The 25,638-nt window shown below is 58.7% G+C and carries 27 protein-coding genes; 14 read left to right on the top strand and 13 right to left on the bottom strand.

What is annotated here, in order from left to right; genetic code table 11:
- Window positions 1-226: 226 nt before the first annotated feature.
- The 4 genes from S7A_RS09695 to osmV are packed head-to-tail and all read left to right on the top strand — an operon-like array spanning window position 227 to window position 3,665.
- Window positions 227-943: an ABC transporter permease gene (locus tag S7A_RS09695; RefSeq protein ID WP_009090143.1), complete on the top strand. Its 717-nt coding sequence runs from the start codon at window positions 227-229 to the stop codon at window positions 941-943.
- A 17-nt stretch (window positions 944-960) separates the two neighbouring features.
- Complete coding sequence (locus S7A_RS09690; RefSeq protein WP_009090141.1) at window positions 961-1,872, top strand: glycine betaine ABC transporter substrate-binding protein; 912 nt, start codon at window positions 961-963, stop codon at window positions 1,870-1,872.
- Window positions 1,873-1,881: 9 nt separating this feature from the next.
- On the top strand, window positions 1,882-2,529 hold the full coding sequence (osmW, locus tag S7A_RS09685) for an osmoprotectant ABC transporter permease OsmW (RefSeq protein WP_009090139.1): 648 nt from the start codon (window positions 1,882-1,884) through the stop codon (window positions 2,527-2,529).
- Window positions 2,529-3,665 (top strand): osmoprotectant ABC transporter ATP-binding protein OsmV, encoded by a 1,137-nt coding sequence (gene osmV / locus S7A_RS09680; protein ID WP_009090137.1) that lies wholly within the window; start codon window positions 2,529-2,531, stop codon window positions 3,663-3,665. The genes osmW and osmV overlap by 1 nt, the downstream gene beginning before the upstream one ends.
- Window positions 3,666-3,933: 268 nt before the next feature.
- Here the strand turns inward: osmV and S7A_RS09675 are convergent, their stop codons facing one another.
- The 4 genes from S7A_RS09675 to S7A_RS09660 form a co-directional block, all read right to left on the bottom strand.
- Window positions 3,934-5,310, bottom strand: coding sequence for a uracil-xanthine permease family protein (locus tag S7A_RS09675; protein WP_009090135.1), 1,377 nt, complete (start codon window positions 5,308-5,310; stop codon window positions 3,934-3,936).
- Window positions 5,311-5,490: 180 nt separating this feature from the next.
- Entirely contained in the window at window positions 5,491-6,189 is a 699-nt protein-coding gene (bioD, locus tag S7A_RS09670) for a dethiobiotin synthase (RefSeq protein WP_009090134.1), read from the bottom strand.
- 113 nt (window positions 6,190-6,302) lie between these two features.
- On the bottom strand, window positions 6,303-7,520 hold the full coding sequence (locus S7A_RS09665; protein WP_009090132.1) for an ROK family protein: 1,218 nt from the start codon (window positions 7,518-7,520) through the stop codon (window positions 6,303-6,305).
- 118 nt (window positions 7,521-7,638) lie between these two features.
- Window positions 7,639-8,544 carry a LysR family transcriptional regulator gene (locus tag S7A_RS09660; protein ID WP_009090131.1) on the bottom strand — a complete coding sequence of 302 codons (906 nt, stop codon included), beginning with the start codon at window positions 8,542-8,544 and terminating at the stop codon, window positions 7,639-7,641.
- Window positions 8,545-8,746: 202 nt separating this feature from the next.
- Between S7A_RS09660 and S7A_RS09655 the strand changes: the two genes are divergently transcribed.
- The 4 genes from S7A_RS09655 (at window position 8,747) to S7A_RS09640 (ending at window position 12,343) form a co-directional block, all read left to right on the top strand.
- On the top strand, window positions 8,747-9,895 hold the full coding sequence (locus S7A_RS09655; RefSeq protein ID WP_244319730.1) for an MFS transporter: 1,149 nt from the start codon (window positions 8,747-8,749) through the stop codon (window positions 9,893-9,895).
- Window positions 9,896-10,073: 178 nt separating this feature from the next.
- Complete coding sequence (locus S7A_RS09650) at window positions 10,074-10,334, top strand: hypothetical protein (RefSeq protein WP_009090129.1); 261 nt, start codon at window positions 10,074-10,076, stop codon at window positions 10,332-10,334.
- Window positions 10,335-10,445: 111 nt separating this feature from the next.
- Window positions 10,446-10,985, top strand: coding sequence for a cytochrome b561 (gene cybB, locus S7A_RS09645; RefSeq protein WP_009090128.1), 540 nt, complete (start codon window positions 10,446-10,448; stop codon window positions 10,983-10,985).
- A 173-nt stretch (window positions 10,986-11,158) separates the two neighbouring features.
- Complete coding sequence (locus S7A_RS09640; RefSeq protein WP_009090127.1) at window positions 11,159-12,343, top strand: sugar transporter; 1,185 nt, start codon at window positions 11,159-11,161, stop codon at window positions 12,341-12,343.
- 63 nt (window positions 12,344-12,406) lie between these two features.
- On the opposite strand, the gene S7A_RS09635 is transcribed toward S7A_RS09640, so the two are convergent.
- Both S7A_RS09635 and S7A_RS09630 read right to left on the bottom strand, forming a co-directional pair.
- A complete protein-coding gene (locus S7A_RS09635; protein WP_009090126.1) occupies window positions 12,407-12,664 on the bottom strand; it encodes a YdgH/BhsA/McbA-like domain containing protein in 258 nt (85 codons plus the stop codon).
- Window positions 12,665-12,700: 36 nt separating this feature from the next.
- The gene (locus S7A_RS09630) at window positions 12,701-12,958 is read right to left on the bottom strand and encodes a DUF1471 domain-containing protein (RefSeq protein ID WP_009090125.1); all 258 of its coding nucleotides are present in this window, start codon (window positions 12,956-12,958) and stop codon (window positions 12,701-12,703) included.
- 308 nt (window positions 12,959-13,266) lie between these two features.
- Between S7A_RS09630 and S7A_RS09625 the strand changes: the two genes are divergently transcribed.
- Window positions 13,267-13,917 (top strand): TetR/AcrR family transcriptional regulator, encoded by a 651-nt coding sequence (locus tag S7A_RS09625; RefSeq protein WP_009090124.1) that lies wholly within the window; start codon window positions 13,267-13,269, stop codon window positions 13,915-13,917.
- A gap of 33 nt (window positions 13,918-13,950) precedes the next feature.
- Here S7A_RS09625 and rhaM read toward each other — a convergent pair whose 3' ends face one another.
- The 4 genes from rhaM to rhaB are packed head-to-tail and all read right to left on the bottom strand — an operon-like array spanning window position 13,951 to window position 17,830.
- A complete protein-coding gene (gene rhaM / locus S7A_RS09620) occupies window positions 13,951-14,265 on the bottom strand; it encodes an L-rhamnose mutarotase (RefSeq protein ID WP_009090123.1) in 315 nt (104 codons plus the stop codon).
- Window positions 14,255-15,097, bottom strand: coding sequence for a rhamnulose-1-phosphate aldolase (rhaD, locus tag S7A_RS09615; protein WP_033736246.1), 843 nt, complete (start codon window positions 15,095-15,097; stop codon window positions 14,255-14,257). The genes rhaM and rhaD overlap by 11 nt, the downstream gene beginning before the upstream one ends.
- Before the next feature lie 11 nt (window positions 15,098-15,108).
- Window positions 15,109-16,365: an L-rhamnose isomerase gene (locus tag S7A_RS09610; RefSeq protein ID WP_009090120.1), complete on the bottom strand. Its 1,257-nt coding sequence runs from the start codon at window positions 16,363-16,365 to the stop codon at window positions 15,109-15,111.
- A complete protein-coding gene (gene rhaB / locus S7A_RS09605) occupies window positions 16,358-17,830 on the bottom strand; it encodes a rhamnulokinase (RefSeq protein WP_009090118.1) in 1,473 nt (490 codons plus the stop codon). The genes S7A_RS09610 and rhaB overlap by 8 nt, the downstream gene beginning before the upstream one ends.
- Window positions 17,831-18,121: 291 nt before the next feature.
- Between rhaB and rhaS the strand changes: the two genes are divergently transcribed.
- Window positions 18,122-18,943, top strand: a complete 822-nt coding sequence (gene rhaS / locus S7A_RS09600; RefSeq protein ID WP_009090117.1) for an HTH-type transcriptional activator RhaS — start codon at window positions 18,122-18,124, stop codon at window positions 18,941-18,943.
- Between the two features lie 11 nt (window positions 18,944-18,954).
- On the top strand, window positions 18,955-19,821 hold the full coding sequence (rhaR, locus tag S7A_RS09595) for an HTH-type transcriptional activator RhaR (protein WP_009090115.1): 867 nt from the start codon (window positions 18,955-18,957) through the stop codon (window positions 19,819-19,821).
- A 241-nt stretch (window positions 19,822-20,062) separates the two neighbouring features.
- On the opposite strand, the gene rhaT is transcribed toward rhaR, so the two are convergent.
- Complete coding sequence (gene rhaT, locus S7A_RS09590) at window positions 20,063-21,097, bottom strand: L-rhamnose/proton symporter RhaT (RefSeq protein ID WP_009090114.1); 1,035 nt, start codon at window positions 21,095-21,097, stop codon at window positions 20,063-20,065.
- 359 nt (window positions 21,098-21,456) lie between these two features.
- Here rhaT and S7A_RS09585 point away from each other — a divergent pair, with 359 nt between their 5' ends.
- Window positions 21,457-21,780, top strand: a complete 324-nt coding sequence (locus S7A_RS09585) for a hypothetical protein (protein ID WP_033736244.1) — start codon at window positions 21,457-21,459, stop codon at window positions 21,778-21,780.
- A gap of 41 nt (window positions 21,781-21,821) precedes the next feature.
- Window positions 21,822-21,920: a YoaK family small membrane protein gene (locus tag S7A_RS21250; protein ID WP_008925225.1), complete on the top strand. Its 99-nt coding sequence runs from the start codon at window positions 21,822-21,824 to the stop codon at window positions 21,918-21,920.
- Window positions 21,921-21,983: 63 nt separating this feature from the next.
- Here S7A_RS21250 and S7A_RS09580 read toward each other — a convergent pair whose 3' ends face one another.
- Entirely contained in the window at window positions 21,984-22,250 is a 267-nt protein-coding gene (locus S7A_RS09580; protein ID WP_009090111.1) for a DksA/TraR family C4-type zinc finger protein, read from the bottom strand.
- 197 nt (window positions 22,251-22,447) lie between these two features.
- On the opposite strand from S7A_RS09580, the gene aldA reads away from it, so the two are divergent.
- Window positions 22,448-23,884, top strand: a complete 1,437-nt coding sequence (aldA, locus tag S7A_RS09575; protein WP_009090109.1) for an aldehyde dehydrogenase — start codon at window positions 22,448-22,450, stop codon at window positions 23,882-23,884.
- A 46-nt stretch (window positions 23,885-23,930) separates the two neighbouring features.
- Here the strand turns inward: aldA and S7A_RS09570 are convergent, their stop codons facing one another.
- The gene (locus tag S7A_RS09570; RefSeq protein ID WP_009090108.1) at window positions 23,931-25,526 is read right to left on the bottom strand and encodes an ABC transporter substrate-binding protein; all 1,596 of its coding nucleotides are present in this window, start codon (window positions 25,524-25,526) and stop codon (window positions 23,931-23,933) included.
- Window positions 25,527-25,638: the final 112 nt, after the last annotated feature.

Below are 25,638 nucleotides of genomic sequence, written 5' to 3'. Positions count from 1 at the left end.
TTTCTCACTCGCCGGAGAAAGGCTGAAAAGCTGGCTTGCCGGGTAAAGGGCTGCTATAGCAGTAAAGCATCTTTCTCAGTGTTCACTGAAAAAGAGTAGGTAAATACGCATTTTGTCTACATTTTATCGCAGTTTCGGTTTTGGGTGCGGCGGCCTTTTTTGCTGCATCTGTCGGACTGTTTAGCGCTGTTATAACAATTGAGATCGTTATCAGGGAGATTCTCCTATGCAAAATGCTTCACTGGCCCGACGCGCCGGTCTGGCACTGCTTGCAGTGGTCGCAGTGATTGCGGTGCTGATCTGGGGCCTCGGCTGGGATCAGCTGGTCGCCCGTAAGGTCGACCTGCTTTATCTCGGGCAACAACACCTCTTCTTAGTGTTCTGGTCAATGCTGTTCGCCCTGCTGGTCGGTATTCCCAGCGGCATCCTGCTCAGTCGCCCGTTTGCCCGCCGCTGGGCCGAGTATGTGATGCAGATTTTCAACATCGGTAACACCCTGCCGCCGCTGGCGGTGCTGGCTCTGGCGATGGTCATTATCGGGATTGGCGACCGTCCGGCGCTGATAGCCCTGTTTCTGGCCTCGCTGCTGCCTATCGTCCGCAATACCTTCTCCGGCCTGAGCGCCGTTCCCCCGTCACTGATTGAAGCCGCCAACGGCATCGGTATGACTAAACTGCAGCGTCTGCGCCGGGTGGAGTTGCCCAACGCCCTGCCGGTGATCCTCTCCGGCGTGCGCATCGCGACGGCCATCAATGTCGGAACCGCCCCGCTGGCGTTCCTGATCGGGGCCAGCAGCTTCGGCGAGCTGATCTTCCCCGGCATCTATCTGAATGACTTTCCGACGCTGATCCTGGGCGCTGTTGCTACCGCACTGGTGGCACTGGTGCTGGATATGTTGCTGGCTGCACTGGGCCGCTTACTGAGTCCGCACGCGGCGGTCTGACCACAAGGAGCTTTGCAATGCTAACGCACTGGATAAAGAAGAGCGTGGTGGCGCTTACCGCGACGCTGCTGCTAAGCCAGACGGCACAGGCAGCTGCCCCGCTGGTGATGGCGACCAAGAGTTTTACCGAGCAGCATATTCTCTCCGCCATGACCGTGCTGTGGCTGAAGAAGAAAGGCTTTGAGGTGGTGCCCAAACGGAATATTGCCACCACCATCGGCCGTAACGCGCTGCTGAACAAGCAGATCGATATGGTCTGGGAGTACACCGGGACCTCACTGATTATTTTCAACCACATCAGCCAGCCGATGTCGTCTCAGCAGGCCTATGAGACGGTGAAAAAACTGGATGCAAAACTGGGGCTGGTCTGGCTTGACCCGGCACCGATGAACAACACCTACGCCTTTGCCATGACCCGGAAACGGGCCGAAAAAGAGGGCATCAGCACGATGTCGCAGCTGGTCGCAAAGATTGAGCAGGTGCGGAAGACCGACCCGGACCATAACTGGCGACTCGGGCTGGACCTGGAGTTTTCCGGGCGTAGCGACGGCATGAAGCCGCTGCAGAAAACCTACGACCTGGCGCTGGATCGCCCGCAGATCCGGCAGATGGACCCCGGCCTGGTCTATAACGCCATTCGCGACGGCTTTGTCGATGCCGGTCTGATCTACACCACCGATGGCCGGGTAAAAGGATTTGACCTGAAAGTGCTGGAAGATGATAAGCATTTCTTCCCCAGCTACAACGTGACGCCTGTGGTGCGTCAGGATGTGCTGGCGAGCCATCCGGGTCTGGACACCGCGCTCAATCAGCTCTCGGCGCAGATCACCGATGAGGCGATTACCGAGCTGAATAAGCGGGTCGACATCGATCATCAGTCGCCGGAGAAAGTGGCGCGTGATTTCCTTCAATCCAAAAACATGCTGTAAGGAGGCAATGTGGATACCCTTCACTACATCATGGATAACTGGAATACCCTGCTGACCCTGAGCTGGCAGCACAGCTGGCTGGTGCTGGTCGCGGTCGGACTGGCGATTGTCATTGGCGTGCCGCTCGGCATTCTGATTGTCCGGGTCCGGTGGCTGGCGGCCCCGATTCTCGGCATCGCCACCGTGGTGCTGACCATCCCGACCATTGCGCTGTTTGGTCTGATGATCCCGCTCTTCTCACTGATCGGTCAGGGCATCGGTGCGCTGCCCGCCATCACCGCTGTGTTCCTCTATTCTCTGCTGCCGATTGTGCGCAACACGCACACCGCACTGGAGAACCTGCCGGGCGGTCTGCGTGAGGCGGGTCGTGGTATCGGTATGACCTTCTGGCAGCGTCTGCGCTGGGTGGAGATCCCGATGGCGCTGCCGGTCATTTTTGGCGGCATCCGCACCGCCGTGGTGATGAACGTCGGCGTCATGGCGATTGCCGCCGTGATTGGAGCTGGCGGCCTGGGCCAGCTGCTGCTGGATGGCATCAGCGGCAGTGATATTCGCATGTTAATTGCCGGGGCACTGATGATCTGTCTGCTGGCTATTGTTCTTGACTGGCTGCTGCACCGTTTGCAGCAGGCGCTGACTCCTAAGGGGATTCGATAATGATCACGCTGGAAAACCTGACGAAAACCTTTACCCAGAAAAACGGTACCACCAACAAAGCCGTCGATAACGTCAGCCTGCATGTGCCAGCCGGTGAGATGTGCGTCCTGCTGGGGCCATCGGGCTGCGGAAAAACCACTACCCTGAAGATGATTAACCGCCTTATCCCTGCCACCAGTGGCCGGATTCTGATCAATGGCGAAGATACCAGTACGCAGGACACCACCACCCTGCGTCGCAACATCGGCTATGTGATCCAGCAGATTGGACTGTTCCCGAACATGACCATCGAAGAGAACATTACCGTGGTGCCGCGGATGCTGGGCTGGGATAAGAAGCAGTGTCACGAGCGCGCGACCGAGCTGATGAGCATGGTGGCGCTGGACCCGACTAAATTCCTGCATCGCTATCCGCGAGAGATGTCCGGCGGTCAGCAGCAGCGCATCGGGGTGATTCGTGCGCTGGCGGCGGATCCACCGGTGCTGCTGATGGATGAGCCTTTCGGGGCGGTTGACCCGATTAACCGTGAAGTCATTCAGAACGAGTTTCTCGATATGCAGCGTCAGCTAAAGAAAACCGTGATGCTGGTGAGTCACGATATCGATGAGGCGCTGAAGCTCGGCGACCGGATTGCGGTGTTTGGTCAGGGTAAGATCGTGCAGTGCGCCAGCCCGGATGAGCTGCTGGCCACACCGGCGAACGATTTCGTCGGCTCGTTTGTCGGTCAGGACCGCACGCTGAAGCGCCTGCTGCTGGTGCAGGCGGGCGACGTCACCGATCAGCAGCCCACCATTACCGTGCGTCGTTCTACGCCGCTGGAGGAAGCCTTTGGCACCATGGATGAGAACGATATGCGCTCGATTACCGTGGTCGATGAGGATGGCAAACCGCTGGGCTTTGTGAAGCGTCGCGAGGCGCGCAACGTCAGCGGCCGCTGTGAAGAGCGCCTGCACACCTTTAAGGTGACCGGCAAAGCGGAAGAGAACCTGCGCGTGGTGCTGTCAAAGCTCTATGAACACAACACGGTCTGGATGCCGATTGTTGATGAGGAGGGTCGCTACAGCGGTGAGATTTCGCAGGATTATATCGCCGACTACCTGAGTTCAGGCCGCACGCGTCGTCGTCTGAATACGTAAACACCTCTGTTGATGAAAGGGCCACACGGCCCTTTTTTTGTTACCGCCGACAGGCCCGAATTAAACCGCAATAACGTTGCTCAAGGCGAAGGGAACAGGGTCAGAAGAGGAAAGCGTCCCGCGCCAGGGATGGCGCGGGCCGAGCCTGTCATGGATGACATCTTTCGCGTCTTTCCGATCTGACCCTGTTCCCTGCGCTGGTGCGATCTTACAGCAAGCCGGTCCACAGGCTGGCAACCCGTCCTGCTGGCGGACGCCTCTCAGCCGATCATCCCTCCGTCAGCGTCTCCGCCTCAACCTCTTCCACCGTCCGCGCCTCATCCGGCAGCACCAGATTCAGCACAATGGCCAGGATGCCACCGGTAGTGACTGCATGACCAAACAGGCTGCCGATCAGCGGCGGGAACTGCTTCAGCACGTCCGGCACCGCTTCCACACCCAGCCCGATGCCGAAGGCGATCGCGACGATCAGCATCTCGCGGCGACCAAGCGGTGTCTGGGTCATCACCCGGATACCGGCCGCAACCACGCTGCCAAACATCACCACGGTCGCGCCGCCCAGTACCGGCGGTGGGATCTGCTGCAGCAGGGAGCCAACCGCCGGAAAGAGCCCCAGCAGCGCCAGCATAATGCCCAGCAGCATCCCCACGTAGCGGCTGGCAACGCCGGTCATCTGGATGACACCGTTATTCTGCGCGAAGGTGGTGTTGGGAAAGGCCGAGAAAACCGCGGCCAGCACGCAGCTCAGGCCATCGGCGACGATACCGCCCTGCAGCCGCTGCTGGAAAGGCTTACCGGTGATCGGCTGCTGTGAAATCAGACAGTTGGCCGTCAGATCGCCCACCGCTTCAATCACCGCGATGACAGATACCAGCGCGATAGGCAGAAAGATGGTCCAGTCGAAGGCGAAACCAAAGCGGAAAAAGGCCGGCAGCACCAGCCAGCTGCTCTCCGGCGCGGCCTTCAGCTGCAGATGGCCGGTTAACGCCGCCGCCACACAACCGATGGCGATACCCGCGACCACGGCAACCAGCCGCGCCCAGCGGTTACGCGAGCGGTTCAGCGCCACAATCACCAGCAGCGTCAGTGCACCCAGCGCCAGATTTCCCGGCGCGCCAAAGTCCGTGGCATTGTGGCCACCCGCCCAGTCGGTGATGCTCACTTTGATCAGGCTGATACCAATCAGCGTAATCACGCTACCGGTGACGACCGGCGTCAGCACCTTGCGCAGCGCGCCGACGCAGCGGCTGATCAGCACCGGGATCAGTGCCGCCACCAGGTTACAGCCAAACAGCATCGCCAGAATCTCTTCAGGCGAACCGCCACGCCCCTTGATCATTAACCCACCCGACAGGATCACACCCAGAAACGCAAAGCTGGTGCCCTGCAGACAGATCATCCCGGCACCGACGCCATAAAAGCGCCGGGCCTGCATAAAGGTGCCCAGACCGGAAACAAACAGGGACATGCTGATCAGATAAGGAATATAGGCCTGCAGTCCCAGCACCGAACCGATAATCAGCGGCGGAGTGATAATGCCGACGACGCTGGCAAGCAGATGCTGCAGTGCGGCAAAGAATGCCGGTACGGGACCAATGCGGGCTTCAAGCCCATATAACAAACCTTTCTCGTGCGAGTGCGACATGGTGGTGCTCCAGCTCTGTGTGGTTAGCGGAGTTAATGCATTTTCTGCGCCATCACGTCGGGGATTCGCGGTTAACAATCCAGGTCATTCAAATATAAGCGGAAATAGTTACAGAAAACGGGTCGCGAGCCTGAAACTTTAGGCTCACGACCCGCTCAGATGACTTGTTTTGTTTCAGTATCAGGCGATCTTTGCACTCACAGCGTGCAGATCGGGCTGCTCCAGCAGAGAAATATCGATCCAGGAGGTCAGATCGCGCTGTTCAGGACGGGGCAGGTAAGGAAGTTCACCCAGCAGCGGTGCCGCAATCTTTTCACGCAGCACCTCAATGATGTCACTGTAGTGCGCCAGCCCCGGATTGACGCGGTTAGCCACCCAGCCTACAAGCGGCAGGCCATCGTGCGCGATGGCTTCCGCGGTCAGCAGCGCATGACTGATGCAGCCCGACTGGATACCCACCACCAGCACAACCGGCAGCTGCTGTTCTGCGACCCAGCGCGAGAGCGGACGTCCGTCGTTCATCAGACTGCGCCAGCCGCCGGTGCCCTCCACCACCACCCGATCGGCCTGCTGCGTCAGATGTGTCAGACCCTGAGTCAGCCGGGAATAGTCGATCATCTGGCTGGGGTGGGTGCAGATCTCCTCCTCCTCAAACACCAGCGGATTAATCGCCTCATAAGGCAGGTCGATGGATGAAGCGCTTTGCAGAACCTGTGCATCTTTGTTACGCAGGCCATCAGCGGTTTTGACCGCGCAGCGCGCGACAGGCTTATAGCCGACGGCACTGACGTTGCTCTGAATAAAACATTGCAAAAGGGCGCGGGACACCACCGTTTTGCCTGTAGCTGTATCGGTGCCGGTAACAAATAGTCTGTTCACTCCACTTCTCCTCTCAAAGCGTTGCGGCTAATCGGTGATTAGCCCTGCTGCGAAACGGCATTTTAAGGAATCCAGAATGAGAACAGATTGCGTTAGCGCAAGTTCAGGCCCGCTTAACCTTGCAACAGTTTCACTAACAGGTGTCCGTTATAGAGAGCGTCTTTGATCAGCGCGGCGGCACCGAGTGTGCCCGGTTCGCTGAATTCGGTGGGGGCCAGCTGAATGCCCGCACTGTAGGCAGGCAGGGACTGCTGCAGAATCGTGTTGCTCACCGCCGGAAACAGCACCTCTGCCGCCGCATTCAGCGGAGAACCGATAAGAATATGTTGTGGATTAAAAATATTAACCATCATCGCCAGAATCCGGCCTGCGTGATGACCGACGCTGGCGATGGTATCGCGCGCCAGGCGATCGCCCGACAGGGCGGCCTCACATAATGATGACAGCGTCAGCTCCTGACGATTAAGCAGGCTGTCGGGCTGGGCCGCCAGACGCTGCGCCGCCAGCGCCAGCAGACTGCCGGTACTGGCGACCGTCTCCAGACAGCCGTGATTGCCACAGTAGCACTGCTGACCATAAGGATCGATTTGCGTATGGCCGATCTCGACCAGCGCCCGCCCCCGCTTATGCAGCAGCTGGCCGCCGCTGATCACCCCGGCGCCGACCGTTTCATCGATTACGATCTGAATCACATCCTGCGCGCCGCGCGAAGCGCCGAACAGCGACTCCGCCAGCGTCCAGGCGGAGATATCGTGCTGCACAAACACCGGTAATCCCGTGTGCGCCTCCAGCGCATCGCCCAGCGGCATATCGCGCACCTGATAGCCCGGCAGCCGATGCACCACACCTGACGCGGCGTTAATCAGCCCCGGCAGCGTGATGGCGATGGCCGTCAGACGCTCCAGCTTTTTCTGATGACGGATAAAGAAGGCATCCACCTGTTCAATCAGGGCGGTCAGCAGCGGCTGAGCGGATTCATCGGGCAGCGGCAGGCTCTCTTCGGCCAGCGCCTGACTGCTGAGATCGCGTAGCGTAAAGGTCATGGCACCGCGATGCAGACGAATGGCCAGATAGTGCCAGGCCTCCGTGTCCAGAATCAGCCCGATGGCCGGACGGCCACGACTGCCGGGTTCCTGAAACTCCGTCTCCTGCACCAGATGCGCGTCCAGCATTTCACGCACAATTTTTGTGATGCTGGCTGGCGCAAGCTGGGCACGGCGGGAAAGTTCGATACGCGAAATGGGACCATAACGGTCAATCAGCTGATATACGACACCTGCATTGGTCTGCTTGATCTGGTCAATATGGCCAGGTTGACTGTCCGGATTCACAACCCTGCTCCCGGTTATTTTCGCGCTTCTAAATAAACATGCGCCATGGTGAGGCAGATCAGGCAACAGCGTCAAATATTTGATTAGAAATGTGATTTATCGCACATATTGGCCTCTGTCAAAGGGTGCTTCCGGGCCGGTTTTCCCGCAGTAGCGCCATCATATTCGCCATCGGTGCGGTGATTTCGCGGCTGGCTGACCAGACCAGCCACAGCTCTGAAATGGCATCCTCTTCCGTCAGCGGCAGCCAGACCAGATCGGCCAGCTGCGCCCGGCGGAAGGAGGCGGGCAGAATGGAGACGCCAAGACCGGTTGCCACCAGCCCCAGAATGGTCATCGCTTCTCCCACTTCCTGCGTGATATAGGGCTGGATCTGATAGCGATGCAACAGCGCCAGGATATCGCTGTAGAGCGCGGTTCCGCCCTGGGCATCAAAGAAGACGAAGGGTTCGGCGGCCAGCGCGGTGACGGAGATCGCGCCGGCATCGGCCAGCGGATGCGCTTTGTGCACCACCGCACACAGCGGCTCGCTCATCAGCAGCTGATGCGCGAGATCGGCGGGCAGCGGCGTGTTGCGCATTACGCCAAGATCGAGCCGCCCCTCATGCAGCGGGGCCAGCTGCTGGCGGGTATTAATTTCCTGCATCTGAATATGCACCTGCGGCCAGCGCTGGCGAAAGCGAAACAGCGCGTCGGAGACCACCGCGGTAAAAGGCGCCGAGGAGGTGAACCCGATTCGCAGCCCGCCCTCTTCTCCCCGATGCAGCCGGGCTGCCCGGTCGGCCGCCTGCTCGACCTGCAGCAGGATGGCGCGGGCATCGTTCAGCAATTGCTGTCCGGCAGCGGTCAGCTGAACGCTGCGGTTGGTCCGGTTAAAGAGTCGGGCCCCGGTTTCTGCCTCCAGTTGCAGTATCTGCTGACTGAGTGGCGGCTGGGAGATGTTCAGCCGCCGGGCCGCGCGCCCGAAATGGAGCTCCTCGGCCACCGCAATAAAGTAGCGCAGGTGACGCAACTCAATATTCATATCTGAAACGTCTCATTTAAGATTATTAATATATTAGACATCATAATGATGCCTGCCTAAGCTGACGACAGGTTTTTTTACTCTTAAAGGAAAGTGTGTGAGTCACTCAACAGAGGCCGCCGCGGTAAATGAAGAGGCGGGTCGTGTGCCTTCAGAACCGGTGGCTGCGTCAGGTTATATCCGTCGGGGTTCGCGGCAGTTTATGCGCGTGACGCTGGCGCTCTTCTCCGCCGGTCTGGCGACCTTTGCCCTGCTCTATTGTGTCCAGCCGATCCTGCCGGTGCTCTCGCATCAGTTTGGCATCTCACCGGCGACCAGCAGCCTGTCACTCTCTATCTCAACCGGCCTGATGGCACTGGGCCTGCTGGTGACCGGGCCGCTTTCGGATGCTGTCGGCCGTAAATCGGTGATGGTGACAGCCCTGATGCTGGCCGCCATCTGCACGCTGATCTCAGCCACCATGAGCAGCTGGCACGGCATTCTGATCATGCGGGCGCTGATGGGGCTGTCGCTCAGCGGGGTGGCGGCGGTGGGCATGACCTACCTCAGCGAGGAGATGGATGCGCGGGTCGTCGCCTTCTCTATGGGGCTCTATATCAGCGGAAACTCTATCGGCGGCATGAGCGGGCGTCTGCTGAGCGGTGTGCTGACCGACCTCTTCTCATGGCGGATCGCCGTGGCGGTAATTGGCCTGTTTTCGCTGGCTTCGGCGCTGATGTTCTGGAAGATCCTTCCCGCGTCACGTCATTTCCGCCCCATCACGCTGCGTCCGCGCAACCTGCTGATTAACTTCCGGCTGCACTGGCGCGATCCCGGCCTGCCCTGGCTGTTTGCCGAAGGGTTCCTGCTGATGGGTGCCTTTGTCACGCTGTTTAACTACATCGGCTACCGGCTGCTGGATGCCCCCTGGCATCTGAGTCAGGCCGTGGTCGGGTTGTTGTCGGTGGTCTATCTCACCGGCTCGTGGAGTTCGCCGAAAGCGGGTGCGCTGACCAGCCGGCTGGGACGGGGACCGGTGATGCTGGGTGCGACCGCCATTATGCTGCTGGGACTGCTGATCACGGCGTTCAACTCGCTCTGGCTGATCCTGCCGGGGATGATGCTGTTCACCGCCGGTTTCTTTGCCGCCCATGCGGTTGCCAGTGGCTGGATTGGCCCGCGCGCACGTCGGGCACGCGGCCAGGCCTCATCGCTTTATCTGTTCAGCTACTACGTGGGTTCCAGCGTCGCCGGGACGCTGGGCGGTCTGTTCTGGCATAACTTTGGCTGGCACGGCATCACGCTGTTTATCAGCACCCTGCTGCTGCTGGCGTTGCTGGTGGCCTGGCATCTGCACCGCAAAAAGCTCTGATTTCCCTCTTCTGCCAGGCCCGGATGGCCTCACCAGGCCTGGCAGCACCACACGCTGACTGTCGCTCATCCTCTTCCCTGAAAATCCCCCGCGAAAAAACCCCACAATTCCCGCTATAATCGGTTTTATTGAATCATTTCATCTGCTTTGCCTCTTAACACGGCAACAAGGAACGCCTGTGGCTCTCTACTACTACGTCAATAAACAATCGGGATATAACGATAATCATGTGGTGCATGCCGCTGGCTGCCCGCATCTTCCCGACATGGAAAACCGACTGTTTCTGGGCAGTTTTTATCACGTCAATGCCGCCATTCTTCAGGCAAAAAAATATTACGTGGGGGCTATCGGCTGTGAGAACTGCTGCCCGATTAATGCCAGCCACCTGCCGGAGACGCCGCTCAGCGTCGCCCAGAAACATACGCCGGGGTCACGCTAAGCTGTCGGAGGGTGTCGGCGTGAAATTTACTTACCGCTGCGCTAATTTGTTAAGCATCAGCGCCGTTTTCCGTTATGTTACTCTTCCTGACTCTTTTTGATGGAAAGCACGATGCGGGATAAGTTTGCGCGTTCTCAGATCGCCCTTCACTGGCTGACTTTTTTACTGGTCGTGACAGCCTACGCCACCATTGAGCTGCGCGGCTTTGTACAGCGCGGCTCCTGGCAGGGGTACGCCATGATCATCACCCACTTCAGCGCAGGTGCGACCGTTCTGGTGCTGATGATCGCCCGCCTGTTTCTGCGTACCCGTCATCGCACGCCACCCATTACGCCAGCCGCGCCGCGCTGGCAGACCGCGGTGGCTCATCTGACGCACACCCTGATCTATGCCCTGTTTATCACCCTGCCGATCCTCGGCCTGTCGTCGCGCTACCTCAAGGGGCGGGAGTGGTGGCTGTTTGGCATCAGCATGCCGGTTGCACCGGAGCCCAATTTTGACCTGGCGGATATGCTGATCGACTGGCATGAAACCCTGGCACCGCTGGGATACTGGCTGATCGGGCTGCATGCGGCGGCGGCGCTGTTTCATCACTATCTGCTTAAAGACAATACCCTGCTGCGCATGATGCCGCCTCGCCGCGATCAGTAATCTCATCCCGTCGCCCCTGAACGGGGCGATAAAAAAATTTCCGCCCTAAAAGCCGGTTATCAGGTTTCGCTTCCCGCTTTATTCACTACAATGGTCTGTAATTTGTGACGCAGGTCACTTTCGCTGGATGTCTGCCACATCCGAATTCGCTGTACTGACAGATTTGACACCTCATGCAACCAACAACTGTTTCACGTAAAACTGCCTGGCTACGCGTGGTCTTGCTGGCCATCGCGGCTTTTGTATTTAATACCACCGAATTTGTACCGGTGGGTCTCCTTTCGGACATTGCGGCTGACTTTTCCATGCAGACGGCGGATGTCGGGATCATGCTCACGATCTACGCCTGGGTGGTCGCGCTGCTGTCACTGCCGCTGATGCTGCTGACGCGCAACGTGGAGCGGCGACTGCTGCTGGGAGTACTGTTTACGATCTTTATCGTCAGTCACGTTCTGTCGACCTTCGCCTGGGACTTTCGGTCGCTGATGGTTTCACGCGTCGGCATCGCCCTCTCTCACGCGGTGTTCTGGTCGATCACGGCTTCACTGGCTATTCGCGTGGCCCCGGCCGGAAAAAAAACGCAGGCGCTGAGTATGCTGGCGACCGGAACCGCACTGGCCATGGTGCTGGGGGTGCCGATTGGCCGCGTGGTGGGTCAGTATCTTGGCTGGCGAACAACCTTCGGCGCGATTGGCCTGTCGGCACTGGTACTGATGATCATGCTGGTACGGATACTGCCGCGTCTGCCCAGTGAACACACCGGCTCACTGAGCAGCGTGCCGATGCTGTTTCGCCGTCCGGCGCTGGTCAGCATGTATCTGCTGGTAACCATTGTGGTGACCGCGCACTACACCGCCTACAGCTACATCGAGCCCTTTATGCAGAGCGTGGCGCAATCCAGCGGCAATTTCACCACCCTGCTGCTGCTGCTGTTTGGCTCTGCGGGTATTCTGGGCAGCGTGCTGTTCAGCACCCTGGGCAATAAATTCCCTTCCGCGCTGCTGATTGCCGCGATTGCGCTGATCACCCTCTGCATGGGACTGCTGATCTTTGCTGCGGTTCGTCCGACGGCGATCGCTATCCTGTGCATCGTCTGGGGCATGGCGATGATGATGATTGGACTGGGTATGCAGGTGCGGGTGCTGTCTCTGGCGCCGGATGCAACGGATGTGGCAATGTCACTCATGTCCGGCATCTACAATATCGGCATAGGCGCAGGCGCGCTGCTGGGAAGCCAGGTCAGTCTCTATCTGAATATGTCGGAAGTCGGCAACGTCGGGGGGATGATCGGTCTGGTGGCGTTACTGTGGTGTGTCTATATTTTCCGCCGTTATCCTCAGCTTCGCAGTAATGGCTAAGACCGGCGCGGAGAGGATAAAAAAAAGGCTTCAGATAAGCTGGTTATCTGAAGCCTGTTTCTCTTATTTATAGAGAATGGCGGTGCCATGCAGGTTGTTGCTGCCAGAGGTCGAAGTGATGCGGAAAGACTTTGCACCGGCATCGCTGGCCTTTTCTGACAGTTGCTGCTCAAGCGAGGTCAGATTGCTGCTGCCCGTCGCGCTGATGACGCCCACGCGTTGCTGATCCAGTGGCGTGCTGCTTACCTGCTGCGCCGCCACGCTGGCGAATGAGAGGCCACTGAGCAGGGCCGCGGCCACTATCATGCTGATACGTTTCATAACGAACCCCTTCTTCATTTTCTGCCGGATGCCCGGTTACTGATAGATCACCGCCGTGCCGTGCAGTTTGTTCTGACCGCTGGTTGAGGTGATGCGGAACGATTTCGCACCGGCTTCATCCGCTTTGGCGTTGAGCTGCGCTTCGACTGAACTCAGGTTGGTGCCGCCCAGCACAGAGATGGTGCCGACAGGCTGCTGATTAGCCGGTTCGCTGGTAACCAGGTCAGCGGCAGACGCGCCAAAAGTCAGTGTGGTGAGTGCCAGAACAGCCAGGGTAGTTTTGATGGTTTTCATAATCTTCTCTCTTTTCAGTGATCGTGTTCAGTGGGTCTGAAATCGGTTGTCGCTATTTAATTAACGACCGTTAAATAAATGATAGACCCCGATCAGGCTGGCCGTCAATATTTATTTAATGAGCGTTATTTTAATCGCGAAGTGGCGTGATTATGGGCTTCAGCCCCTTTTCTGACTTAACCATAGGGGCGATAAAACCGGGCTGGCGCACAAAATGGCAACCCCGGAGGACGGCCTGCCTCTCCGCCCTTGCACATTTTTATAATGATCGGTAATTTAATAGAGTGTTCCCCAGTCAGAGAGGATGTATGAGTCAGGTTCAGGATTGCGATACCCGGAAATGCCGTGGCCGTCCCAAAGTGTTCGATCGTGAAGCCGCGCTCGATAAGGCACTGACCCTGTTCTGGACCCACGGGTACGAAGGCACCTCGCTCGCCGATCTGGTGGCCGCTACCGGTGCTAAAGCGCCGACGCTCTATGCGGAGTTCGTCAATAAAGAGGGATTATTCCGCGCCGCGATGGAGCGCTATGTTGAGAAATTCAGCGCCTGGCGTGATGCGGCACTGGGCGATGATAAGCTGGCGGTCTCTGAGGCGGTTGAGGCCTATTTCCGCGCTACCGCGGCCTGCTTTACCGAACGCGACTCGCCCGGCGGCTGCTTCTTTATCTGCACCTCAAGCGCCCTGTCGGCGGCTTCCGCGGATATTGCGGCCATGCTGCAAGAGCAGCATCAGTCACAGGAGCAGGTTTTAAAGGATTTCCTCTGCTCGCGTCAGCAGCGTGGTGAACTGGGAGAGTCAGTGGACATTGCTGCGCTGTCGCGCTATCTGAGCTGTCTGCTTCAGGGCATGTCGGTGCGGGCGCGGGAAGGTGCGGAGCGCGCAGACCTGGAGAGTATTATCGATACGCTGATGGCGATGTGGCCTACCCTGACAGGACTCTGTCAGGCTCAGCGGTAAGATTCAGGGCGGGATTCCCGCCCTGTTGCACGTTCAGCTGAGAAAGAAGACCGGCCGGAGCGGCTGACTGACGGGACTATTGTCCGCATGAGAGGGCATCAGATCCTTCATGGAGGCCCACCAGCGCTGACAGACCGCCGTTTGCGCCACCGCGTTCCAGCGCGCTTCCGATTCAATCTCCACGCTGGCAAAGAGCAGATGCCGCTCCTCATCCAGCCAGATGGCATAATTACGGGCACCATGTTCTTTCAGCGTATCAGCCAGTTCGGGCCAGATGGGTGAGTGACGACGCTCATACTCCGCATGGCAATCCGGATTGACCTGCATCACAAAGGCTTTACGCAACATGGGCAGGCCCCGCATCCAGTGCCGGTTGCCAGGGCGTGACACCAAAACGTTTACCCAGCGCGACCAGCTGTTCTGTGGTGATGCTCTGACGTATCCCGCCCATCGACAGCACCTTAACCATCACTTCGGATGATTTCTCGGCGGTGTCAATCAGCCCAAACGTCTCATCGAGCGTCGGGCCGGTGCCAAAGACGCCGTGGAACGGCCACATCACCAGCGTGTGCGACTGCATCTGCGCCGCCGTCGCGGCGCCGATCTCATCGGTGCCGGGCACCATCCAGGGCAACACGCCCACGCCATCCGGGAAGACCACCAGACACTCGGTGCTCCCCTCCCACAGCAGGCGGGTAAAGCGCGCCGACTCCATCTCAACTACATAACTCAGGGCCATAAAGTGGGTGGCATGACAGTGCATAATCACCCGATCTCTGCCGCCGCTGACTGCCTTGCGCACCGCATGCGACTGAAAATGTGACGCCAGCTCGGAGGTCGGCAGCCCGCCATTGACCAGCCCCCAGTGAATTTTGCAGGAGAGCCCCTGGCTGTCGACCTGCAGCAGTGCCAGGCAGTCCGCGGGGTCCAGCTGAACGTTGCGCATAAATTTTCCCGACCCGGTCACCAGAAACCAGTCGTTTGCCAGCGCCGGGGCGGGCTGACTCAGCTCGAAACAACGAGGCTCCTGGCAGAAATCAGCCCTGAAGGGGCTCACCTCCTCCTCACTCAGCCGCAGGCTGACGTTGCCACCATTGCGTTCATCCCATCCCTTCAGCCACATGTCGCTGGTTGCCTTAACCATTCCCTTTACAAACTCTGAAGCAAGAATGCTTTGCATAATGAAATCCCTTAACGTTGGCTCAAAATCTGCTGTTCATAATGGCGCACATCACTTAACCAGCTGGCGTCAGTTGGAACGTCATGACGCAGGCACCAGGCTTCCCACACCGCCTGCCACGGCAGTGATTTCTGCTCTTCCAGCCAGACCAGCCGCGCGGTGTAATCCCCGCCATTCTCAGCCTGACGCAGACGATCGGTCGGCTCCAGCAGGGCGCGCAGCAGCGCCTTCTGGGTATTGCGGGTGCCGATAACCCAGGCCGCAATCCGGTTGATCGATGCGTCAAAGAAATCGAGGCCGATATGCACTTTGTCGAACAGCTGGTGACGGACGATCTCACTGGCAATAGCCTGCGTTTCATCATCCAGCAGCACCACATGATCGCTGTCCCAGCGCACCGGACGGCTGACGTGCAGCAGCAGGCGCGGCACGTAGAGCATGGCGGCGGAGATCTTGTCGGAGATCACCTCGGTAGGATGGAAATGGCCCGCATCCAGGGTCAGTGCCGTCTGACGGCTGGCGGCGTAGCCGAGATAAAACTCATTTGATCCCACGGTGTAGCTCTCTGCGCCGATACCGAACAGCTTGCTCTCTACCGCATCGATGTGATGCTGCGGGTTGAGTTTTTCCGCAATGACCTCATCCAGAGCGCTCATCAGACGCTGACGCGGCGCCAGCCGGTCGACGGTGATATCCTTCATGCCGTCCGGTACCCAGATGTTCATCACTGAAGGCGTGCCCAGCTGCTCACCAAAGTGGGCGGAGATGCGGCGACTGGCTTTGCAGTGGTCGATCCAGAACTGGCGCACGGTTTGATCGCTGTGCGACAGCGTAAACCCGTCAGCACTGAGCGGATGTGAGAAGCAGCTGGGGTTAAAATCGAGCCCGACGCCCCGCTCTCTGGCCCATTCGACCCAGCGCGCGAAATGCGCCGGCTCAATAGCGTCCCGTTCAACCGGCCTGTCGCTCTCCAGATAAAGTGCGTGCAGATTCAGACGCTTGAGGCCGGGGATCAGCGACATCGCCTTATCGATATCACCGCGCAGTTCGCTGGCGTTGCGTGCACGTCCCGGATAGTTGCCGGTCGCCTGAATGCCGCCGGTGAGGGCGGCCTGCGGGTTTTCAAATCCCCGCACATCGTCGCCCTGCCAGCAGTGCATGGAAACCGGGATTGTGTCGAGCTGGCGAATAGCCTCTTCAGCATCAACCCCAATATCGGCATAGCGTTGTTTAGCCAGTTCAAAGGCCTGTTCTGTCTGCTTAGTCATAAGCGGGTTCCTCTGCGGGTTGACTCAGCGTCGCGAAGCGGGCCTGACTGGCCGCGAAGACGTCTGAAATGTGTGGTTCGAATGTTTCGAGGGGGAAGGTGTTCATCACGCAGTTGCGGAAATCGGCGACATCCGTCAGTTCGCCGAGGGCAATCAGCTGGCAGCCGACGTTACCCAGCGTGGAGGCCTCTACCGGCCCGGCCAGCACCGGAATCTCACAGGCATCTGCACAGAGCTGATTCAGAAAACGATTCTGGCTGCCACCGCCGACCACATGCAGCCGGGTGAAGGGCTTCCCGCGCAGCGCGGCGAGTTCGCTGATGACCTGACGGTAGAGCAGCGCCAGGCTGTCAAAAATGCAGCGGGCCAGCGCAGCGGCGGATTGCGGCACGGGCATGCCCTGCTCTGCGCAGGCTTTCTGAATCTCGCTGACCATGTTGTCAGGATTGATAAAGCGCGGATCGTTGGGGTTAATCAGCGAAAGACAGGCGGGCTGACGGGCGGTCTCAGCGATCAGCGCACAGAGGTCGTCAATCTGCCGTTCAGCACAGAGACGCTGCAGCAGCCATAAACCCATGATGTTTTTCAGGACGCGATAGCCTTCTGCGCCGCCTTCGTTGGTAATATTGGCACGCAGTGCCGCCTCGCTCGCATAGGGTTGCAGGCTTTCAAAGCCCATCAGCGACCAGGTGCCGGAGCTGAGATAGGCGGCATCCTCCTGCAGCAGCGGCGTGGCCAGCACTGCGCTGGCGGTGTCGTGGGTGGCCACCGCAATAACCGGCACCGCCTCGCCCCGCTGACTCCGCCAGTGTCCCACTGTGTTGCCCGGCGCCTGCGGCTGACCGAACCAGCCTGCCTCAATCCCCGCCCAGCCAATCAAATCGCGATCCCACTCGCCGCTGTGAATATTGAGCATCTGGGTGGTGGTGGCGTTGGTGTACTCCCAGTTGAGGTTGCCGGTCAGGCGGAAGTGCAGGTAATCCGGGATCATCAGCGCATGTGCCACACGCGCCTGCCAGTCAGGCTGCTGCTGATGCAGGGCGCGCATCTGATAGAGCGTATTGAAAGGCAGAAACTGAATGCCGGTTTTTGCATAGATGGCGCTGTGGCCCAGCTCCTGCTGCGCCTGCGCCATCAGGCCGTGGGTGCGTGCATCACGATAGCTGACCGCTTCACCCACCGGCTCACCCTGCGCATCCAGCAGCACCATATCCACGCCCCAGGTGTCGATGCCGATACTGTCCGGCACGATCCCCTCCTCAACAGCCTGCTCCAGCCCGGCACGGATCGCCTGCTCCAGCATCGCCAGATCCCAGCAGTCATAGCCGGCACGACGCAGACGCCGGTTTTCAAAACGGCGGATTTCACGCAGATCCAGCTGGCGCTGCGCGTCATCCCAGCGGGCGAGCATGACCCGGCCGCTGGATGCGCCGAGATCGATAGCAATGATATTTCGCCTGGTCATGGTGGCTTTTCCCTGTGATTAAGTGGTCACAGAGTAAAAATCGGGTCGCCTGAACACCTTCCCGGCAGTGCCAGCGCCTGGGGTGCTCTGGCAGACCTGCAAAGAATGTCGTGAGAGAGATCACAGAGGCAGCAGTGAGCACGATGTGACCCCTGCCGCAAATCTGTTAACTGCAGGGGATTTCTTGAAAAATCAGCAGGATTCCTGCTGAGACGTGCTGAAAATTCAAGGTAAGGTAACAGCGTCCTGATTAGACTGCGTTGCAGTTTTGTTAATCAGTGAGGGACGATCATGACTCTGTTGCACAGTGCGGATTTTTTTCCTGACGGCAATTACGCGATTGCGATTGAACCCCGCATCCCCCAGGCCCCCTTTCCGGAGCATCATCATGATTTTCATGAAATCGTTCTGGTTGAGCACGGCGCCGGGATTCATGTGTTCAATGGTCAGCCACAAACGCTCTGCGCCGGCTGTGTCTGCTTTGTCCGCGATCACGATCGTCATCTTTATGAACAGACGGATAACCTCTGCCTGACCAATGTGCTCTATCGCAGCCCCGGCGCGTTCCGTTTTCTCTCCGGATTGCAGGCGCTGCTGCCGTGCGAACGGGATGGGGATTATCCTTCTCACTGGCGCATCAATCAGAAGGTGATGGCGCAGGCCCTGAGTGTGGCAGCGCAGATGCAGCAGCACGAGGCCTGGTCACTGGACAGGCAGGCGCGGCAGGAGCAGCTCTTTTTACAGCTGCTGGTGCTGTTACGTGAAGCCTGTCGTGATGGCGGTCGTCAGGATCAGGAGGCGCGGCTGCATCGCCTGCTGGACTGGCTGGCGGATCATTACAGTGACGAGATTGTCTGGGATGAACTGGCCGACCGTTTCTCTCTGTCGCTGCGAACGCTGCACCGACAGATGAAGCAGCAGACCGGCAGTACGCCGCAGCGTTATCTGAACCGTCTGCGCCTGTTACAGGCGCGTCACCTGCTGCGTCACAGCGATCTGCGCATTACCGACATCGCCTTCCAGTGTGGATTTGGAGACAGCAACCATTTCTCTACCCTGTTCAGGCGCGAATTTGGCTGCGCCCCGCGAGCGGAGCGCCAGCAGATGAGGTAAAGGAGCCGACTATGGCGTTGATACTCAGTCGTGATGACTATTTTCCCGCCCCCAGTTTACCGGTGGCGGTTGCCGAAAGGATGCCACAGCCCTCTTTTCCGCCGCACCGACACGAGTTCAGCGAAATCGTCATCGTCTGGCGCGGTAATGGCCTGCACGTCCTCAACGATCGCCCCTGGCTCATCACCTGCGGCGACCTCTTTTTTATCCGCGATAGCGACTGCCATAGTTACGACAGCGTTAACGACCTGGTGCTGGATAACATCCTCTACTGCCGCGACCGCTTTGGTCTGGCGCTTGACTGGGATAGCCTGCTGCCGCCACAGGGCCCCGAAGCCCCTGGCTGCTGGCGTCTGACTACCCGCGGTATGGGGCTGGCGCGCGGTGTGATCAGCCAGCTGGAGCGTGAAAGTCGCAAGAGCGATCCTCTGTCGGTTCAGCTCTCTGAAGCCCTGTTTCTGCAGCTGGTGCTGATTCTGCGGCGCCACGGCTACGCCGCCGATCGTCCCTGGGTTCTGCCGGAGGGGGAACAGCTCGATCTGCTGATGTCAGCGTTGCAGGGGGCGATTACCCGGCCGTTTGATCTGGCTGCGTTCTGCCAGCAAAACCAGCTGAGCGAACGGGCGCTGAAACAGCTTTTCCGCCAGCAGACCGGGATGACCATCGGCCATTACCTGCGTCAGTTACAGCTCTGTCAGGCAAAATATCTGCTGCGAACGCAGGCGTGCCTGATCAGCGAAGTGGCGGCCCGCTGCGGCTTCGATGACAGTAACTATTTTTCCGTGGTTTTCACCCGTGAAACCGGCCTCACGCCCAGTGCCTGGCGTCAGCGATTTCTCCCCTCCGGGCCAGCGCTGAAAAGCGCCGAACCGGAATAACACGGGCGTCAGACCAGAGCGCTGGATACCGCAGCGCAAAAGTACAAAACACAGGGAACAGGGTCAGAGGAGGAAAGCGTCCCGCGCCAGGGACGGCGCGGGCCGAGCGGCCATGGATGGCTTAAGCGACTTTCCGATCTGACCCTGTTCCCTGTGCAGGCACGATCTTACCGCCTGAGAACGCCCGGAATGAGCCTGTCAGACAGGCCCGTTCTCCTCCGCGCCGCAGGAAGCCTGCGGCTTACGCTGCCATACCCAGCCCAACGATGTTTGCCGCGATGATAATGACCACGCAGCCAATCGATAACACACTGACCGGGCGGCGTCCCGCTGACTTCCACTCTTTCAACAGCAGGCCTACCAGTCCTCCGCACAGCACATACAGGCTCATGTGCAGCATCCAGCTGACATAGTCATACTGCGGCGGGATTCGGGCGTGGCCCCAGGCGTAAAAGAAAAACTGCAGATACCACATGGTGCCGCCAAGCACGGCGAACGCGGTATTAGCAATAAGCAGCGGCCTGGCGACGGAAAAGTCCCTGCGAACTGACAGATCGGGTCGGGTAGCCAGCCGCCAGAAGCAGAAGCCCAGGTTCACCAGCGCCCCACCGCCCATGATGATCACATAGCTGGGTAAAGCCACATAGAGCGGGTCGATCCCCAGATTCGCGGCGGCCTGATGCATCGGCTTGGCGGCATCCATCGCAAAGGACATCCCCGCCGAGAAGATGCCGCACATTACCGCCAGCAGCAGACCCTTCCTGAGATTAAACTCTTCGGCGTTGATCCCCAGCGCCCGCTCCTTCAGCAATCCGGCACGCGACACAATCCCGACGCCAGCCAGGGCCACCAGCACGCCCAGTAAGGTCAGCCGCCCCCCCGCAGAGGCAAATAACTCGCCAAAGCGCCCCTGCAGCAGCGGCGTCATCAGCGTGCCGACCACCAGCGTAATACCAATCGCGATGCCGATGCCCATCGACATGCCGAGATAGCGCATGGTCAGTCCGTAGTTGATATTACCGATGCCCCACATCGCGCCGAAGAGAAACACGGGTGTCAGCTGCGACAGCGTGAAGCTGCTGTAATAAGCCCGGAAGTCGGGCAGCAGAATGGCACTGACCGCCCACGGCAGGATCAGCCAGGAGATCAGGCCCCCCACCGACCACATGGTTTCCCAGGACCATCGTTTTACCTGCTTAAACGGCGCGTAGAAACACGCGGCGCTGGCAGCGCCGACAAAATGCCAGAAAATCCCCGCAATAATGGCACTGTTCATTGTTATTCCCCGGTTTGGTTGAGGTCTGTCGGAAAGCGCTCAGCTTCCGCTCAGCAGGCAGTCTACGGTTTGCATCGATTCCTCAGCCTTTGGATGAATGCCGGAAGCCCGCGCGGAGTGGCAATATTGACCCGATGCTGCTGTCAGGGATCACAATTCTGCAGTTGTCAGAGGCCGGGCTGCCTGAACAGGTAAGTGCCTTATAATTCACTGTTTTTCCCCTTTCTGCTGTGTGGCGCAGCACAATTCCCGCGTCACTGCCATGCACGCCACCCGCGTGGCAGAGGCGCAAAGAAGCCTTTCATTCCCACCTGCAAGGTCGTATACACTGGGGAAAATTGATCGGTTCAGGGTTCAGGATGACGACTAAGTGGTTAACACTGTTACTTTCGCAGGCAGTCAGCCGGGTGATGCTGGATGACATCCGCGCGATAGTGCCTGCTGAGGCGCTAAAGGTGTTTGTGAACGGCATGGATGAAGCCCACTACGCCACCATCGAATGTATACAGGCGGAGCAGCACTGCGCGCTGATCGCCTCCGCGATTGTGGTCTGGCGTCAGCTGGGGCATATCGAGCATATTCTGTATAAGAAGGGAGAGGTGTTAAGGGAGGAGACGGAGGCCACGCAGTTTCAGATCTTTACGCTGCTGAAAACCCATCGCGCAGTGCTGCAGATCTCATGATAAGATTGCGCCCCCATAGTGCTGTTTGCAGCAGGTAGAGTATGAGAATTGGCATCCTGTTTCCGATCGCCATCATTGTGGCAGGCGTCGGCTTTCTGGCGTGGTTTATCGGCAGCGGTCTGGCCATGCCAGGCTCGTAACGGCTAAGGCAGCAGCGTGACGCGCGCTGCCCGTCGCCCGGCGTGGCCGACTGCGGGTCAAGGCTAGCGCAGCTGACTGTCTTTACTGCCCCGACGGTTATATAAACTGCTGGTCTGCTGCTGTTTATCGATTTTTTCCTGACAGGCTACGCAGTAGCGTACCCCTTTCAGCGCCTGGCGGCGGGCTTCAGGAATCGGCTCGCCACAGAGTTCACATTCGGTCGCGCTTTCGCCATGACCCAGCGACTGCCTCACCCGCTCGATGCCATCATTGACGGTGCTGTCAATCTGCTCCTGTACTGCGCCTTCTGACGCCCATCCGTTAGCCATGATACACCCCCTTTTTTCATTACATTGCTTCTATAAATCTACAACATATTGACGTTTTTGCCGCAGAGCAGCGCACTATCTGTCACTGGCTGCCAGCCAGACGCCGCAACTGGCACTCAGCATAAGGTCACCGGCCCGCATCTGCTTCACCCTGCCATCACATTACTGCAACGTGTCGATAGCGGAGAGTTAAGTAAATGACAACACATCATCAACATTACATTAATGGCCAGTTTGTCGGTTCGCAGGGTGACCAGTGGATTGAGGTGATCAACCCGGCCACCGAGGCGTTGCTGTCACGCATCCCGCAGGGAAGTCGTGAGGACGCCCGTCTTGCCATCCACGCGGCAGAAGCCGCTCAGCCGGACTGGGAGGCGCTGCCTGCGGTAGAGCGTGGTCTCTGGCTGCATAAAATCGCCTCGGCCATCCGTGAGCGCGAACCGGAGCTGACGGCCACGATTGTGGCCGAAGGCGGAAAAACGCAGGGACTGGCGAAGACCGAAGTGCTGTTTACCGCCGACTATCTCGATTACATGGCGGAGTGGGCGCGGCGTTATGAAGGTGAAATCATCAACAGCGACCGACCCGGTGAGCATATCTTCCTGTTCAGAAAGGCGATTGGGGTGACAACCGGGATACTGCCGTGGAATTTTCCCTTCTTCCTGATCGCCCGTAAAGCCGCGCCTGCCCTGATCACCGGCAACACCATCGTCATTAAACCCAGTGAGCTGACGCCAAACAATGCGGCGATCTTCGCCGATATTCTGCAGCAGACAGGCCTGCCCGCTGGGGTGTTCAATATCGTCTATGGTTTCGGGCAGGACGTGGGCCAGGAGCTGGCGGCAAACCCGAAAGTCGGGCTGGTCAGCCTGACGGGTAGCGTCGGTGCCGGCATCGCCACCATGCAGGCCGCGGCACAGAACGTCACCAGCGTCTCCCTGGAGCTGGGCGGTAAGGCCCCGGCGATTGTCATGGCGGATGCTGACCTGGAGCTGGCCGTGCGCGCCATCGTCGCTTCGCGAATGATAAACAGCGGCCAGGTCTGTAACTGCGTCGAACGGCTCTATGTGCAGGAGGCGATTTATGAGCGGTTTATCGACGCGCTCACGGCGGCCTTTCGGCAGGTGACCCTGGGTGACCCCGCCGAACAGAGCGATATTGATATGGGGCCGCTGATTAGCGCTGCGGCACGCGATCGCGTTGAGCAGAAGGTGGCTGAGGCGGTCGCCGCAGGTGCCAGCGTGGTGCTGGGCGGCCGGCGCGCCGGTGAGAAAGGCTTTTTCTTCCAGCCCACGCTTATGACCGGGGTTCGTCAGGAGATGCCGATTATGCAGGAGGAGATATTCGGGCCTGTGCTGCCGGTAATGAGCTTTAAAACGCTGGATGAGGCGATAGCCCTGGCAAACGACTGCCAGTATGGGCTGACCTCTTCCCTCTATACGCAGGATCTCAACACCACGCTCTACGCCCTGCGTAAGCTGAAGTTTGGCGAAACCTATGTTAACCGTGAAAATTTTGAGGCCATGCAGGGCTTTCATGCCGGATGGCGCAAATCGGGCATTGGCGGTGCCGATGGTAAACATGGTCTGGAGGCCTATCTGCAGACCCATGTTGCCTACCTGCAGGGCCATTAACAAAACGGGCCGCACAGGCGGCCCGTTTAATCTTTCTGTTCGCGACTCACTGACTGATGTCGACCGGATAGAAGATGTGTTTGCCAAAGGGATCGACCTGATAGCCGCTGACCGATTTGCGCACCGGCTCGAAGATCGTCGAGTGCGCAATCATCACCGCGGGCATCTGATCATGCATCATCTGCTGTGCCTGCAGATAGAGTGCGGTACGTTTGCCCTGATCCGGTTCGGCACGCGCTTCGGTAATTAACTTTTCAAATGGCTGATAGCACCATTTCGACGAGTTAGACCCGCCCTGTGCCGACGTGCAACTGTAAAGCGGGCCAAAGAAGTTATCCGGATCGCCGGTCGCAGTGGTCCAGCCCATGAGTGCCGCCTGATGCTCGCCGCTGCGTACCCGTTTCAGGTACTCGCCCCACTCGTAGCTGACGATGCTGGCTTTGATGCCGACTTTGGCCCAGTCCGCCTGAATCATCTCCGCCATGCGGCGCGCGTTAGGGTTATAGGGGCGCTGCACCGGCATCGCCCAGAGCGCGATCTCCGTGCCCGGTTTGACCCCCGCCTGCTGCAACAGGACTTTGGCCTGCTCTGGATCGTAGTCGTAATCTTTCAGATCCTTATCGGCGCTCCAGACGCCCGGCGGCAGGATATTTTTTGCGACCGTGCCGGTGCCTTTGAAAATCGCCTCGATGATGGCCGGTTTGTTAATGGCCATTGCCAGCGCCTGGCGCACTTTGACATTGTCGGTGGGAGCTTTAGTGGTGTTAAACGCCAGGAAGCCGGTGTTCAGCCCCGCCTTCTGTTCCAGGGTGATGTCGGGGTTAGCGCGCATCTTCTCCAGATCGGCGGGATTAGGGAACGGCATCACCTGACACTCGTTCTTCTCCAGTTTGGCATAGCGCACGGAAGCATCCGGCGTAATGCTGAACACCAGCCGATCAATCTTCGCCTTGCCCTGCCAGTAGTCAGGAAACGCCTTGTAGAGAATGCGTGAATCCTTCTGATACTGCACCAGCTCAAACGGGCCGGTGCCAATCGGATTCATATCCACCTTCTCCGGCGTCCCCGCCTTCAGCATGGCATCAGCATATTCGGCTGAGTGGATCGAGGCGAAATACCAGGCGAGATCGGCCAGAAACGGCGCTTCAGGATGTGAGAGCGTAAAGCGGACGGTGTGATCGTCCACCCGGTCGATGCTTTTGATCAGGGTGGAGAGTTCCAGACTTTCAAAGTTCGAGTAGGTGCCGCCAGAGACGTTGTGGTAGGGGTTTTTCGGGTCCATCTGGCGCATAAACGAGAAAATCACATCATCGGCGTTAAAGTCGCGGCTGGGTTTAAACGCCTTATTACTCTGAAACTTTACGTTCTGCCGCAGATGGAAGGTATAGACCTTGCCGTCAGGGCTGATCTCCCAGCGTTCAGCCAGACTGGGCACCAGCTCGGTGGTGCCGGGGGTGAAGTCCACCAGCCGGTTGAACACCGGCACGGCGCTGGCATCCACACTGGTCCCGGAGGTGTAGAGCTGAGGATTGAAGTTTTCTGGCGAACCTTCAGAGCAGTAAACCAGGGTTCTGGCGTTCACGCTGCCAGCCAGCGCGACGCCTGCCGTCATCAGCGCTAAGGTGGCTATCTTTGTTTTCATTATCATCCTCGCTTTGTATTGACTTCTGGTGGGCACAATATCTAAATGAATCATTCAGATGCTTCATTGATAGCACGATTCGGCACCATAGCGAACCCTGCCTGTAGCTGAC

This window comes from Pantoea sp. Sc1, assembly GCF_000255315.1.
Lineage (GTDB): Bacteria > Pseudomonadota > Gammaproteobacteria > Enterobacterales > Enterobacteriaceae > Pantoea > Pantoea anthophila.
Note: the sequence above shows the minus strand (reverse complement) of the source record. Positions and strands in the feature narration are given on the sequence as shown.